This is a genomic window from Nakamurella sp. UYEF19 (assembly GCF_040546275.1).
Lineage (GTDB): Bacteria > Actinomycetota > Actinomycetes > Mycobacteriales > Nakamurellaceae > Nakamurella.
The window spans coordinates 316,733-330,864 of record NZ_JBEPNO010000001.1; the positions used below are offsets into that span (position 1 = coordinate 316,733).

General features: G+C 68.5%; 12 protein-coding genes. 2 read left to right on the plus strand and 10 right to left on the minus strand.

The window, feature by feature from the left end; genetic code table 11:
* Positions 1–161 precede the first annotated feature (161 nt).
* The gene (locus ABIB25_RS01490) at positions 162–515 is read right to left on the minus strand and encodes a VOC family protein (protein ID WP_354526627.1); all 354 of its coding nucleotides are present in this window, start codon (positions 513–515) and stop codon (positions 162–164) included.
* A gap of 633 nt (positions 516–1,148) precedes the next feature.
* On the opposite strand from ABIB25_RS01490, the gene ABIB25_RS01495 reads away from it, so the two are divergent.
* Complete coding sequence (locus tag ABIB25_RS01495) at positions 1,149–1,277, plus strand: hypothetical protein (protein ID WP_354526628.1); 129 nt, start codon at positions 1,149–1,151, stop codon at positions 1,275–1,277.
* Positions 1,278–1,304: 27 nt separating this feature from the next.
* Here ABIB25_RS01495 and ABIB25_RS01500 read toward each other — a convergent pair whose 3' ends face one another.
* The 9 genes from ABIB25_RS01500 to ABIB25_RS01540 all read right to left on the minus strand — a co-directional run bounded on the left by ABIB25_RS01500 (position 1,305) and on the right by ABIB25_RS01540 (position 11,647).
* On the minus strand, positions 1,305–2,561 hold the full coding sequence (locus tag ABIB25_RS01500) for an MFS transporter (protein WP_354526629.1): 1,257 nt from the start codon (positions 2,559–2,561) through the stop codon (positions 1,305–1,307).
* Positions 2,554–3,039: a MarR family winged helix-turn-helix transcriptional regulator gene (locus ABIB25_RS01505; RefSeq protein ID WP_354526630.1), complete on the minus strand. Its 486-nt coding sequence runs from the start codon at positions 3,037–3,039 to the stop codon at positions 2,554–2,556. The genes ABIB25_RS01500 and ABIB25_RS01505 overlap by 8 nt, the downstream gene beginning before the upstream one ends.
* A 284-nt stretch (positions 3,040–3,323) precedes the next feature.
* Positions 3,324–4,850, minus strand: a complete 1,527-nt coding sequence (locus tag ABIB25_RS01510) for a PucR family transcriptional regulator (RefSeq protein WP_354526631.1) — start codon at positions 4,848–4,850, stop codon at positions 3,324–3,326.
* A gap of 79 nt (positions 4,851–4,929) precedes the next feature.
* Positions 4,930–6,069, minus strand: coding sequence for an S-methyl thiohydantoin desulfurase domain-containing protein (locus ABIB25_RS01515; RefSeq protein ID WP_354526632.1), 1,140 nt, complete (start codon positions 6,067–6,069; stop codon positions 4,930–4,932).
* A gap of 58 nt (positions 6,070–6,127) precedes the next feature.
* Positions 6,128–7,438 carry a hypothetical protein gene (locus ABIB25_RS01520; protein WP_354526633.1) on the minus strand — a complete coding sequence of 437 codons (1,311 nt, stop codon included), beginning with the start codon at positions 7,436–7,438 and terminating at the stop codon, positions 6,128–6,130.
* Positions 7,439–7,468: 30 nt separating this feature from the next.
* Positions 7,469–8,452, minus strand: a complete 984-nt coding sequence (locus tag ABIB25_RS01525) for an ABC transporter permease (RefSeq protein ID WP_354526634.1) — start codon at positions 8,450–8,452, stop codon at positions 7,469–7,471.
* Entirely contained in the window at positions 8,449–9,951 is a 1,503-nt protein-coding gene (locus ABIB25_RS01530; protein WP_354526635.1) for a sugar ABC transporter ATP-binding protein, read from the minus strand. Before ABIB25_RS01530 ends, ABIB25_RS01525 begins: the two co-directional genes overlap by 4 nt.
* 116 nt (positions 9,952–10,067) lie before the next feature.
* Entirely contained in the window at positions 10,068–11,249 is a 1,182-nt protein-coding gene (locus tag ABIB25_RS01535; protein ID WP_354526636.1) for a sugar ABC transporter substrate-binding protein, read from the minus strand.
* 92 nt (positions 11,250–11,341) lie between these two features.
* The gene (locus ABIB25_RS01540) at positions 11,342–11,647 is read right to left on the minus strand and encodes an antibiotic biosynthesis monooxygenase family protein (protein ID WP_354526637.1); all 306 of its coding nucleotides are present in this window, start codon (positions 11,645–11,647) and stop codon (positions 11,342–11,344) included.
* A gap of 382 nt (positions 11,648–12,029) precedes the next feature.
* Between ABIB25_RS01540 and ABIB25_RS01545 the strand changes: the two genes are divergently transcribed.
* Positions 12,030–14,132, plus strand: a complete 2,103-nt coding sequence (locus tag ABIB25_RS01545; RefSeq protein WP_354526638.1) for a hydantoinase/oxoprolinase family protein — start codon at positions 12,030–12,032, stop codon at positions 14,130–14,132.

The window sequence follows — 14,132 nt, forward strand, 5'->3', positions numbered from 1 at the left end:
ACGTTCTGGCGATCGAGTGGCCGATCTCATGATCGCTGCAGGGGCTCATCACCTCGGAGCTGCTCTGGTGACGTGTCACCCTGCCGACTTCCAGGCGATCGGTGACGCTCTGGAGTTCCTGGTTCGCTGAGGAAATCCTGCTCCGCTGAGGAGAGGACGCGTCAGGCGGGCTCCCACAGCTCGACCCGATTGCCCTCGGGATCGGTCACCCATCCGAACCGGCCGACGCCGTCCATGTCATGCACGGTGACGGTGACGTCCGCTCCCTTGGTGCGGAGTTGCGCCAGCATTGCGTCCAGGTCGCGAACCCGGAAATTGAGCATGGTCTGCTGGGTCGGGGACCCGAAGTAGTCGGTCCCTCGATCGAAGGCAGCGAATACGGTCATACCGGCACCCTGGCTCCACAGGCCGTTCTCGTCGATGTCCAGGCCGAGGGAATCGCGATACCAGGCGGCCAGCGCCGCCGGATCGGCGGCCCTGATGAAGTAGCCGCCGATTCCTACCACTCGTTCCATGTCGCCATCTTGACAGGACCAGGTGCCGGAAACCACGGTCCCGGGCTTGAGCAAAATGCACTCGACCCGCTGCAACCGAGCTGGACGCTGGTGACGTCGAGGATGTGATGGCTGACTGGCGGACTGACCGGGCGGGCCCCGTTGGCATATGTGCGGGCCGCGGTGACCACGACCATCCGGATCACTGGCGTCGAACGGCTCGACGGACGACGTATCCCAGCTCGTCGCCTCCGCAAACACTTCCAGCCCTGTCGTCGAGATCCGTTCTGCGACATCAACGAAAATTCCGTGCTGGGTCGCTGACTCGCGCCATGCGTTGTCCGTGAGACCTGGCGTGCTGCGATCCGGCCCGCTCCGCAGGATGGAACTATGGTCGGCATGGAGTTCGTCCGCTAAGAGTCGCCCCACCCGAACCAGCGCGGCGCACACATCGGGGTCTTCGGTCTTGCCAACGGCCTGGCGCGGGCAGACCTGCTGACCAGCAGCGACCGGGAATGGCTTGCGGCCCACAACGCATGGGGTGATGCCGCCTATCCGGATCCAGCGACCGTCGATCCCACGATCTTCGACAAGTCGCTGCATCCGTCTGCCACCTGCTGGTTCAAGGCCGACGCCCACCACCTCCTGGCCGAGGTGAGAGGCTATCTGGACCTGCTGGACCGTTACGGAGTCACGTGGCGCGAGCGGCGCTCGGCTGATCCCGGCGAGCCCCTCTACGAGGACGACGTGCAGGTGGTGGTGGTGCCGCGTCGCGCATCCTGATCCTGGGACGGACGCCGGTGCCGAGGTTCAACCGCCCGGGACCTGGTCGGTGCCGCCGTCCGTGTGCCGATACCGAACGAAGTCCGGCAAGGTCACCGCGATCAGTCCGGCTCCCACGACCGCCGCCAACCCGCCGGTCACCGCGCTCACGCCGGGGGAGAAAGCGTTGGCAACCAGTCCGGCCCGGAAGTTGCCCACCTGGGGGAAGGCCGCCCCGACCACGAACTCGGTCGAGCCGGTCCGGCCGCGCATGGCATCGGGGGTGGCGAGTTGGACGATCGTGGTGCGGAACACCACCGCCAACACATCCGCGGCCCCGGCGACGGCGAGAAACGCGACGGTAGCCGGAAAGCTCTGTACGGCACCGAATCCGGCAAGCGCAGCACCCCAGACGGCGCCGGTGATGAGCATCGCCCGGCCCGGGTGGACGACGTGCCTGACGGGCCCGGAGAGCACCGAGCCGAGCAAGCCGCCCACCGCGATGGCCGTGCTGAGCAGGCCGAGGGTGCCCGGTGATCCGCCAAAACGCTCGGCGTTGATCGCGGGGAAGAGCGCGATGGGCATGGCGAGCACGGTCGCGCTGAGGTCGGCCAGCATCGCGCCGCGGAGTGCTCGGTTGTCGATGATGAACCGCAGTCCCTCGGCCAGGGCCTTGAAATTGCGCTGTGCCGCAGGCCCTTCGGGCCGCATGGGCGGCAGTCGGAACACGCCGTACAGGGCGGCGAAGAACGTCAGCGCGTCGATCAGGTAGCAGAGCTTGAGACCACCTGCCGCAGCGATGAGACCGGCGAGGGCGGGGCCGCTGATCATCGCCAGGTACATCGAGATCATCGTCAGGGCTGCGCCGGCCGGGACGAGTTCGCGGCGCAGCAGCCTGGGCATGAACGTTCGCCGTGCGGGTGCGTTGATCGCGCCGACGCCACCCTGCACGGCGGTCAGCCCGTAGAGCAGCCAGAGAACGCTCGAACCGGCGAATGCCTGGGTTGCGAAAGCGATCGACACCAGCATCTGCATGGCACTGGTGACCAGTACCAGCCTGCGTCGGTCGACCGAATCGATCAGCACGCCGCCGACCATTCCGACGACGATTGCCGGGACGGCGAACGACAGGCCGACGGCGCCGACGGCAGCCGAGGAGCGCGAGATGGTGAAGACCTGTAGGGCTACGGCGAACGTCGTCATCTGCCCGCCCACCGCCGAGAGCGACGAGCCGAACCAGAGTCGGCGGTAGTCCGGAGACTCCCGCAGTGGTCGGATGTCGGCCAGCAGGCTGCGGTCAGTCAAGGTACGGTGCAGCCAGTCGTGCAGCAATGCGGGCATGAAAAGAGCTGCGCTGCAATGCCTTGGCCAGTTCGGCGGCGATGACGTCCAGCGGGGCGCTCAACTCTGAGCTGAGCTCACGGACGGCAGCCGAGGTGGCGGCCCACTCGGCGTCGATCACCGGACGCAGCTCTTGCGCCTTGTCGGTGAGGTATACGAGCCGCTGGCGCGCGTCCGAACCGGCTCGTAGCTGGACGAGTCCGCGCGCGACCATCTCCGAGACGGTCTGACTACCGGCGGAGTGCGTGGTGTTCATCCGCTGGGTGATGTGGCGGATGCTGCACGGCCCGTCCGCGGCCACCACGCGTATGACCGCGGAGTATTTCGGGCGGTAGTCGACCACGCCGAGGTCGGTGAGCGTCTGGGCCACGTCTGCCGCCATCGCGTCGAAGCACGCGCGGAACTGTCCGATGAAGGCGCCGTCGAGGGCATCATCCGTCATGGAGGAAAGTATATCACCACTGTGATAGCACTTACATAATATGTGCATTTCCGTATTGGCCCTGGCTGACAACTTCTGTTTGACGGTACCTCAGGCTTCTTGACACCGTGCCGTCACCCGATGTCCTCGTTCGGAGGACCCGCAGGAGTCCCCGATCGAGCCGCCGCTCTCGGCTGCGCGTCGGAAGGTGGCCGGCGCGTTCGAGAAACTCAGGCGCATGGCGAAAAATCAGCCTGATCGACACCTTTCGATTTCCTGGACCGGCGGCGGAGTCCGTTCGTACCTCACTGGACCGGTGGTGCCGGCTCCCGAAGTGAGGCGAGCGCGTAGCAGAGCACATGCAGCGCAAGACGTTGGGTGGGATCGTCGAAGACCAGCCCGAGTTGCTTGGCCCGGAGAATGCGCGCCAGCACGGTGTTCCGGTGCACGCCGAGTCGGTGGGATGCTTCGACCAGGGATCCGCCGCAGTCCATCACGGCGAGAGCGGTGTCGACCAGAGCCACCCTGTCGTGAGCGGCCATCAGGTCGCTGAGGCAGAGATCCGCGACCTTCGCGATCTCGATCGTCGGCAACCAGGCAAGGGCGGCAGGAGCGCCCACCTGGTCGAACCACTGGACATCCTGCCGGCCTCCCTGACGGGCGACGTGGGCAGCGAGACGGGCCTCGGCGACGGACCGGAGGAGGCCGGGAACGCCGTTGTGGGCGCGTCCGACCCCGACAGCCAGCTGGTACGAGCCTGCAGATTCGGCAAAGCTGTTGAGGGCACGGCGAAGTGGGGCGGTGCCAGTCGGGTTCGAGCCGCTCTGCCAGGAGATCCAGCCGTCGTCCTCGGCGATCAACGGCCAGGTCGGACGGCCTTTCTGCCAGGCCATCCGCACGAGGTGGGTGAGCTCGGCCGGTGGTGGTCCCGCCGAGCGCATCGGGGCGATCCAGACCGCGCGGTTGGCGCCGTCCACCTGCCATCCGAGATCCGTGCTCCACGAGGGTGCTTCGATCTCGACCTCCGGCTGGGAGATCGATGGGGTGCGGGCGTCGACGGCCAGTCTGCGCAGCAGGCCGAAGGCTGCGGCCTCCTGAGCGGCGTGGGTCGCCCAATCCAGCCTGGTCTGGGCCCAGGCTGCCAGCAGCGACGGGCGGGCCAGCTTGAGCAGGGCCCCGTGTGGCCCGGCCACCGAGGCGTTCACCGGGACGCCGGCCACCAGTCGCGCCCATGGTTCGCCCGGACCGTTCACCGCGACGGTCACCTGCGCGACGTCCGGACGTTCGACGATGGCGCTGGCCCGGCCCGCCAGCACCGCATCGCCGGCCACCAGGGCCACCGGCGTGCTGCCCAGCTCCTTGTTGAGCACGCTGAGCACCCCGCGGATGCTGGTCTGCTCGGTCAACCGCTCGGCGCACAACGCCTGCCGCAGAGCCCGTGTGGCGGCGGGCGCACTGATCTGGCCGGCGAGTTGCAGGGCGACGTCGACCGGGTCCGAGTCGGTCAGCAGCAGGGACATGTTGAGTCGGTCGGCGAGCGCGGCGCTGGACGCACCGGCCACCCCCGACGTCACCACCACGCCGGCGAAGTTGCGCTCCCAGGCCAGATGGAGGGCCGCTGCGAGGGACCAGCCGCCGGTCGCGGCCTCGGCATGGAGGACGACGAGCGAGTGCGGGGGAGTGCGCCGCAACCGGTCGAAGGTCTCGGCCAGGATCACCTGGGCGACAGTTCGGGTCGGACCGGCCAGGTGCAACACCCTGGCCGATGCCAGCGGCTCGATCCGTAGCAGGTCCGCCATCATCAACGGCAAGGTGGAAGGGCGCGAGTTCACCTTTGATCCTGCCTGTTCGCGCAAGCGCTCATCGGGACGTGAGCTCCGCTCCTCGCTCGTGCCTCGCTGCGATGCTCACTCACCGGCGCCTCGGGTGGTCGAGGGGGATGCCGTGGGAGCCGAGGCCGACCATCGCCATCCCCTCGGTGGAGTACCAGATCGCGTCGGCCGGGGTGGCCAGGACATCGACCAGGTCGCCGGGCTCGAGGCTGTCCAGCGTAGCCAGGACACCGCGGGACGCGTCGAACAGGCAGAGCAGATCCGGTGCGGCGGCGACCAACTCACCGTCGGCGAACACCGCGACGATCTCGCTCCTCAGCTCGATGCGCAGTTGTCGCCCGAGGTCGCCGAGCTCCTGGACGACGAGGCTGGACGGGTGTGCCGGGATGGTCCAGTCGGTCGGCCGCGACAGGTGCTCCAGCTCGACGATCCGTCCCCGCCCGATGCGCCGGCAACCGATGACCGCCGCCAGCCGGACGAGCAGTTGGTCGGGGTCGGTGTACTGCAACAACACCCGCCCGACGTTGATGAGCCGGGACAGGGTCCCCGGCAGGGCCGCCCGCCGGAGTACACCGGTGGTGGTGGGGTAGGCGGCGAGCGCGGCCCAGCCGCCCAGCGCGTCGACGTTCCCGCGCAGGAGGCGGTCGGCTCTCGGCCCGGCCGGCGTGCGGACCAGCACACTCTCGCCCGTCGGGCCATAGGCGACCAGGGGCGTGGCCGAGACTCCGGCGAGATGCATGGCGGTGTGGTGGATCAGTGCGTAGGTCCGCCCCATGCCGTCGGCATCGATCAGCGATATCCCCAGCTGGGAGGCGGCCACCACGGGCGCGAACGCACTGACCGTCGCCGCGGCGAGCGGGTAGATGGCGCCGAACCGGGTGTCCGTGGCCTGCTCCACCTGACGGACGGCCATCGAGAACTCGTTGCCCGACGGTGGGAGGTCGGTCATCGCCGAGCCGGATCCGATGACACACAGGGAGACGCAGGGGGTCTCGGGTGGGAGCACCTCGGCGCGCATCAGCGAGACCGGTCCGTTGCGGTCGAGCAGTCGGGTGAGCCACGACGTCAGCGAGGACTTGTTGGCGTCGCCCAGTGCCGGAGAGTAGAACTTCGCACCTTCGTACAGAGCAGGCACGTCCTCGGACGAGATCGAGGCGATCGCGCCGACGTATCCCGACCCGCGCTGCTCGCCGACCGTCGACGGCACACCCTTGTTCATCGCTGCGCCGGCCGGTTCATCGCGCCGTCGGCCGGCTGGTCGTCGGCCGGTCGGTTCATCATGGTGCCATCCGGTCGAAGACCTCGACGCGCCGGGGATCGGTGTCCGCCGCCCCTGCCACCCTGACCCGGATCCGGACCGTGCCCGGCGGGCTGTAGGGCACTGCCACGGTCGAAACCTCGGCCACATAGGCGGATCCGGGCGCCGCACCATTCGCGACCACGATCGCCGTCGCCCTCTCCTGGGCTTCCTCGCGCACCTTCTCCAGCTGCTCGGCGGACTCGATGTAGGCGAATTCGTCGAGCCAGGACGTCGGCTGGCTGACCGCGGCGCCCAGGCAGGCCAGCTCCTGCGGATCACGCGTGGCCAGCACCACCGGCCCGTCGGTGAAGCGCCCGAGACCATCACCGGAGGAGCCGCCACGGTCCGGGGTCAGCACGGCGGTCGGTACGACCAGCTCGACCCCGAATCCGGTCAACTCGCCGGAGCGGATGGCCACCAACCCGTTCCGGACGTCTCCGGCCACCTGCCCACCCGGCCGGGGCAACAGCACCCGGCAGTTCTCGATGCGCTCCAGGTGCGCGGCGCCGGAGATCTGCAGCGCGTCATCGGCGCCGAGCGACACCACCGGAAGTGACCGGATGCGAGACGACGTGCTGTGGCCGCCATCCCCTCGTGCGACCCGGAGCAGGACGCCGGGTGCCATTGCTGCGAGGGCCTTCTCCCACCGGACCAGCAGTCTGTCGGTCAACGGCCCGAGCGCGCAGTCCAGCGTGACCGTTGCCTCTCTCGCCACCAGACCGTGGCCGCCGAAATCGCTGGCCACCGAGATCCTCGCCTGCGGAACGGCCGCCTGGGTGGCGTTGGCGACGGCCTGTTCGTGCACCGGATTGGCCTGCGAACCCGCGGCCACGATGGCGATGTCACGTATCCCTACCAGGGCGAGTCGGACGGTGACCGCCTCGAGTCCTGGAAGGTCGAGCGGGCACAGTTCGTTGCCGAGGAGGTCGTGACCGCCGGCCACGGTGAACCGGTGGGCGATCAGCCGCTCGACGAGATCGGCGGGGGACCGCGCGAGGGCCGGATCGCTGGCCGGCACCGGCACGATCCGCACCACGGCGACCTGCGGAAGTGCCTGCGGCCCCGGTAGAACGGCGCTTCTCAGGATCTGGGAGATGTCGATCGTGACGGCTTCCAGGGACCCACCTGCCACCGCGAGAATGCGGGATAGCAGTGCTTCGACGTCGTCAGGCCCGGAGGGGACGAACGGGATGGACACCACCCGGTGATCGCGCAGCACCACCGCGTGCTGTCTGCGCGGCTGCAGACTGATGTCGGCATAGGCGGGTCCACCGGCCCGGGTCGGCATGGTCCGCAGCCTATCCCGCCCCGGGCCGGGCTATCGGCTCCGTTTTCGCAGCAGCCGGTCGACGGTAACGGCGAACAGGATCAGCGCACCCTGCACCACCTGCTGATACGTGGTGTTCCAGCCCAGCAGGTTGAAGCCGTTGCCGATCAGGGTGAGCAGGAACGCACCGACGACCCCACGCCAGATCGCACCTTCGCCACCGAGGATGCTGGTACCGCCGATCACCGCGGCGGCGATCGCGGTGAGCTCGATGCCGGTCGCCATCGTCGACTGCGCCGAACCGGCCCGCGAACACAGGATGAGCCCGGCGAGGGCGGAGCAGACACCGCTGATGACATAGGCGGAGACCTGGACCGAGCCGACCCTGATACCGGAAAGCCTTGCGGCCTCGATGTTCCCGCCGACGGCATAGAGCCGGCGGCCGAAGGTGGTGTAGGCGACGATGACCCCGATGACGATCACCACGACGGCGAAGACCATGGTCGCCCAGGTGAGCCCGAAGATCGACCCGGTGGTGAAGACCGCGAACGCGTCGGTCTGCGTGGCCAGCGGATAGACGATGGCACCCGACGTCAGGATCACGGCGAGGCCCCTGTAGATGATGCTGGTGGCCAGGGTGGCGATGAAGGAGTTGACGCCGCTCCGGACCACGATCATGCCGGTGATCCAGCCGATCGCCGCCCCGACCAGGACGGCGGTGACGAAACCGAGGGTGACGGACGTCAGGCGGACGACCTGCACCCCGATGATGCTCGATAGGGCCAGCGACGCACTGGCCGTCAGGTCGAAGACGCCCGCCAGGATGCAGACGGTGGCCCCGGCGGCCAGCAGTCCGACGACGGCGCACTGGTCCAGGACGTTGATGGCGTTCGCGCTGCTGAAGAACGTGTCGGTGGACACCGACAGCGCCACGACGATGGCCAGCAGGGCGATGACGATGCCGTAGTCGCGAAGACGGACGCCGCGGCGGAGGCTGATCTCCGGCTTGGCTGCGACGGCGGTGGGGACGCTCACTCTGGTTCTCCTTGGTCTCCGAAGGCCGCGGCGATCACGACTTCCCTTGGTGTGCCTCGCGGGAAGTCGCCGACCGCGCGGCCGTGTCGCATCACCATCACCCGGTGCGACAGTCCGAGGAGCTCCTCGATCTCCGAGGACACGCAGATCACAGCCATGCCCTGCGCTGCGAGATCGGTGATGAGATGGTGGATCTGACTCTTCGCCGCGACGTCGACACCCCGGGTGGGTTCGTCGATCAGCAGCGCCCGCGGGGAACGGAGCAGCCACTTGCCGAACAGTGCCTTCTGCTGGTTGCCGCCCGACAGGGTGTCGATGCTGGCATCGGTCCGAGCGGCGCGGACATCGACCGACGACGACATCTTCGCCACCGCAGCACGTTCCGCCCCCAGTTTGACGAATGGGCCGGAACGTCGCGAGCCGAGAGAGGCCAGTGCCATGTTCTCGCGGACGGAACGGACCATCACCAGCCCCTGCTCCTTGCGGGACTCCGGGACCAGGGCGATACCGGCCGCCATGCTCCGGCGTGGTGACGGTCGCCCGAGGTCTGTTCCGTCCACCTCCACCACACCCGAGGTCGGTCGATCCGCACCGAACAGCATCCGCAGGGTCTCCGATCGACCACTACCGACAAGTCCGGCGATACCGAGGATCTCACCGGCACGGACCTGCAGGTCGACGTCCTGGACCATGCCGCGCGACAGGCCGCGGGCCGACAGGACCACCGGCGCCGAGTCCGGCACGGCAGCGGGTTCGGGGAACAGCACGTCGATCTCGCGGCCGACCATCTGCTGCACCAGGGTCCGGGGGGTCTGCCCGGCGGACGGTCCGGTCGCGACGAGCGCACCGTCCCGCAGCACGGTGATCCGGTCGGCGACGCCCAGTACCTCGTCGAGGAAGTGCGACACGAGAATGACGGTTGTGCCGGCAGCGGCCAGCCGTCTGATGAGCGCGAGCAGGTTCTCCTTCTCGTGCTCGGCCAGCACCGCGGTCGGCTCGTCGAGGGCAAGCACGCGCGCCCCCCTGGCCAACGAGCGGAGGATCTCCACCTGCTGTTGCACGCCGTTCGGCAGGGTGTCTACCCTGGCCGACGGGTCGATGTCGAAACCGGTGGTCTCTATGAGCTTGTCGTACCGCTGCCGGTCGATGCCGGTCTGTCGGAAGCCACCTCGTTGCGACCACCTCGCGAGGAAGACGTTCTCCAGCACCGGCCGGGCCGGGACCAGCGTGCCTTCCTGCGAGATCAGGCTGACACCATGGGCAATCGCATCACGGGGTCGGCCGAGTTGCACCTGCTCGCCGTCGAAGGAGACCGTTCCGGTGTCGGCCCGGACGGCCCCGCCGAGGATCTTGAGCAGGGTGCTCTTGCCGGCGCCGTTCTCTCCGACGAGGCCGTGCACCTCGCCCGGCGCGATGTCCAGATCGATGTCGCGGAGCACGCTGACACCGCTGTAGCTCTTGCCGATCCCGCGGATGGAGATGTCGGGAGACGCATCCATGGTGTTCCTGCCCCTGTCTTGCCGGCCGCTGGGCAATGGTCGGAGAACGACTGCCGGGGTGGGCATCTCGGTCGGAGTTGACCGACATCGACACCCACCCCGACGATCTGCGACCGCTAGTCGGAGTAGTCCGCCGTCAGCCCGGCCAGCGTCGCCTTGGTGCCGAGGCATTCAAACGTGGTGAGCACGCTGCAGGCGTTCGTGGCCGCCGGCGGGTTGCCACCGCGGGCCTTGAGCAGCCCGAGTTCGGCCGCCTTCGCGCCCTCCTTCTTCTCCGGCACGTCGTAAGTGCCGTACCAGGTCCCGTCCGCGACGAACGCGAACGCCTGGGTGGAACCGCCGTTGCCGACGAACTGGATGCTCTTGCCCTTGGCCAGCGGTGTCGCACCTTCCAGGGCCTGCGAGGACCCGATCACCACGTCGACGTTCGGGTGGGCCTGCAGGAGATTCTGCATCGCGGTCCGGCCGGCATCGGGGGTGTACCCGCCGACCAGGTTGGACACGACCTCGGCCGCGCCGCCGGCCTTCAGGGCTGTGACGGCTGCGTCGGTACGGGCACCGTCCAGCGGGTAGTTGGCGAAGCCCTGCAGATAGGCGACCTTGCAGTCGGAGGCGTGACCGCCGGTCTTGCAGGCCTCCAGCGCCATCTTCGCCAGGCCGACACCGTTGACCGTCGGCGGATCGATGATGTTGATGGTGCCGGGGATCTGCGGCTCGATGGTGTCGAACTTCCCACCGACCGGCGTGAACTCGATGACGACGGTGATGCCCGCAGCCAGGGCCTGCTTGACCGGTGTGGCGATGGCCGTTCCGTCGTTGGCCTGGATGATGACGACGTCGAAACGCTTGGAGGTGACGGCGTCCTGGAGCTGGTTCACCTGGGTGGGGCCGTCGAAGTTGGAGTCGAGGAATTCGGCCGAGGCATTGTGGGCACCGGCGTATTCCTGGACTCCGGCCCATGCCGCCTGCGCGAAGGAGTTGGCCTTGGCGAACCCGAAGAAGCCGATGCTCAACTTCTTCGACTCGTCGACGGAGGCGGGCGCACTGGAGGCGGGCGCGCTCGACGCCATGGAACCAGGCGTCCCGGAGCCGGCCGGCGCGGAGCTTGCCGGTGCTGCCGAGCTGGGCGCCGCCGACGAGCCGGCCGGTGCTGCCGAGCTGGCGGCCGAGCTCGCAGCCGTGCTCGTCGAGGACGAGCTGCACGCGGCGAGCGTCAGCGTCAGGGCGGTGGTGGCCGCCGCCAGGAGCCTGGCGGTACTGCGGGTCCTGGTTGTTCGGGTCCTCGTTGATCGGTTCACTGGGAGGGCACTCCTTCAGCCGTGGTGGTCTCGCGTGGGGGTGATGCGGTCACATGTGGTTGCGATTCTCGGGCAAGGGACGAGGCCGGGATTCAGACGAACTCGAAAAGTCTGCCAACGACGAGTTCGTCCTTCCCGAGGTCCAGCAGGGAGACAAGTTGTTGGGACACAACAACTCGCCATGGGTCCTCGACCCATCGCCGGTAGTCCTCCGCCGAGTCCCAATCGGCGGTGACCAGATGGGTGGCGCCGGTGCCGTCCGTGGATCTGAGCAGCACCGCCTCCCGGCACCCGGCGAATGTCCGGGCGCGTTCGAGTACCTGCTGCTCCGCGTAGAAGTCCTCGAGCGCCTTGGCTTTGCCGGCGGCGGCACGAAGGGTGAGAACGCTGCGGATCAAGTGCACTCCCGGAAGTCGTGGGGGATCGAGTGGGCAAATGCTGACCGGTCCCTGTTCCGGTCGCATGTGCGGCGCGCACAGTGCCTGGCCCGGCCGCTGTGCGAGCGTCCGGTCCGGTCCGGTCGGTGGCTACATCCGACCCACCGGAACGTCGCCGGGTGCATCGGGAAATGCTTGACAGTCGGCAAATGCGTGTGCGAGCGTGTGGCCGTCTCCTGCCGTGCCAACCGGTCAGGAGCGACAGCCACGTCCTGTCGTCAGTCTTCCGCGTCCTGCCACTGCTGCGCCGAGACCTTCGCCGCCCCCGCTGCCGGGCCGCTTTCACGGACCCATGACCTCTACGGCCGGCGCTGCCCGGACCCCTTCAGGAAGGCCACCAGCGATGAATCGCACCAGCCGCATCGCCATCGACGTCGGCGGCACCTTCACCGACGTCGTGGAGTTGTCCTCGGACACCGGCGAGATCACCTTCGACAAGGTGCCCACCACTCCGGAGGAGCCGACCACCGGCGTCCTGGCCGCGTTCGCAGTGACATCGGCAGCTCTTCAGGAGGTGACGATATTCACCCACGGAACAACTCTCGGCCTCAACGCGCTGCTGACCCGGAACGGTGCGCGGATGGCGGTGATCGGAACGCTCGGCTTCCGCGACGTGTACCTGCTGGGCCGGACCGATCGCCGGCCGATGTACAACCTGACGTACCGACCGCCGACCGCGCTGCTGGAACGCTACGACACGTTCGAGGTCCCGGAGCGGAGTCTGTTCGACGGCAGCGTGCTCCGACCACTGGACGTCGAGGCGGCCAGGGCCGTCGCGGCCACGGTGGCGGAGCGGGGCTACGACTCGGTGGCGGTGGCCTTCCTGCACTCGTACGCGAACCCCGCCCACGAGTTGCAGATGCGGGAGATCCTGGCCGAAGTCGCTCCCGAGGTGGTGGTCTCGCTCTCCCACGAGCTGTCCAGGGAGTACCGCGAGTACGAGCGCACCAGTACGGCGGTGCTCGACGCCTACGTCAAACCGATCGTCCGTCGCTACCTGACCGTGCTGCAGGACCGGCTTGCCGATGGCGGTTTCGCCGGTCGCTTCCTGATGACCAGGTCCGGCGGCGGCGCGATGACGGCCAGTGCCGCCCGGGAACAGCCGGTCAGCCTGATCCTGTCGGGTCCGGCCGGCGGGGTGATCGGGGCCGCGGCGTTCGCCAGGCTGATCGACCGGCCCAACCTGATCACCATCGACATGGGCGGTACCAGCCTGGACGCATCGCTGATCGTCGACAACGAACCGGTCCTGCACCAGGGGGCCGAGTTCGAATCGCTGCCAATCAACACCCCGTCCCTGTACATCCATACGATCGGGGCCGGCGGGGGCTCGATCGCGTGGTTGGACGGCGCGGGTGCTCTCCAAGTAGGTCCCCAGAGTGCCGGTGCCGCACCGGGTCCGGCCTCCTACGGCCGAGGCGGGACCGCGGCGACCTTCACCGACGCCGCGCTCGCCGTCGGCTACATGGGGGCCAGCGCTCCGCTGGGTGGACGGCTCACCCTCGACGCCGGGCTCGCGATCAGTGCCATCGAGCCGTTGGCCGCGGAGGTCGGGCTCAGCCCGCTGGCGTTGGCCAGGGGGATCGTCCGGATCTCCACCACCAAGATCATGGGGGCGGTCCGCGCCATCACGGTCGAGGTGGGCCGCGATCCCAAGGACTTCGCGCTGCTGTCCTTCGGTGGCGGGGGTGGGTTGGTCGCGCTGGACGTGGCACGCGAACTCGGCATCGGCACGGTGGTCGTCCCGCCGGGCCAGGGCGCGTTCTCCGCCTTCGGCATGTTGATGGCCGATGTGCAGCATGACTTCTCGCGCACGGCGGTGATCCCGTTGGCCGCACTCGACACCGATCTGCTGGATGCGACCTATGCGCCGATGACGGACCAGGCCCGAGAGGTGTTGACCTCGGAAGGATTCGCGGGTGACGGCCAGGTACTGATGCGTTCCATCGACGTGCGGTACAGCGGTCAGGAGCACACCGTCACGGTGCTCGTCCCGGATGTGCCCGGCGCCGAGGTGGCAGCCGTCGTCGAGAAGGAGTTCACCGAGTTGCACGAGCGCCAGTACGGGCACGGCATGGACGACCCCATCGAGGTCACTACGATGCGGCTGCGCGCAACGGGTCTCGTCGACAAGCCGACGCTGCCGCGGCTCGCGGCCCGCGTCGAAGGCGGGCCGGTGTCCACGGGGACCAGATCGGTCTACCTGTCCGACGAGGAACCGTCGGTGGCGTACGCGCTGTACGCCCGCGAGGAACTGCTCGCCGGTGACGAGATCGCCGGTCCGGCCGTCGTCTCCGAGCACACCGCCACCACCGTCATGCACGCCGGTGACCACATGCACGTCGGCGGCTACGGCGAGATGGTCATCGCCGTCGGCACATTCGACACCGTGCCGGAAACAACAGCAGACCAGCCGGCAGTACTCGAACCAGCAGGAAAGGCCTGA

What these genes read in the sequence shown, in the direction of transcription:
- ABIB25_RS01490 (WP_354526627.1), bottom strand. Translation starts at nt 515, where the DNA reads ATGGAACGAGTGGTAGGAATCGGCGGCTACTTCATCAGGGCCGCCGAT.
- ABIB25_RS01505 (WP_354526630.1), bottom strand. Translation starts at nt 3,039, where the DNA reads ATGACGGATGATGCCCTCGACGGCGCCTTCATCGGACAGTTCCGCGCG.
- ABIB25_RS01515 (WP_354526632.1), bottom strand. Translation starts at nt 6,069, where the DNA reads ATGAACAAGGGTGTGCCGTCGACGGTCGGCGAGCAGCGCGGGTCGGGA.
- ABIB25_RS01520 (WP_354526633.1), bottom strand. Translation starts at nt 7,438, where the DNA reads ATGCCGACCCGGGCCGGTGGACCCGCCTATGCCGACATCAGTCTGCAG.
- ABIB25_RS01530 (WP_354526635.1), bottom strand. Translation starts at nt 9,951, where the DNA reads ATGGATGCGTCTCCCGACATCTCCATCCGCGGGATCGGCAAGAGCTAC.
- ABIB25_RS01545 (WP_354526638.1), top strand. Translation starts at nt 12,030, where the DNA reads ATGAATCGCACCAGCCGCATCGCCATCGACGTCGGCGGCACCTTCACC.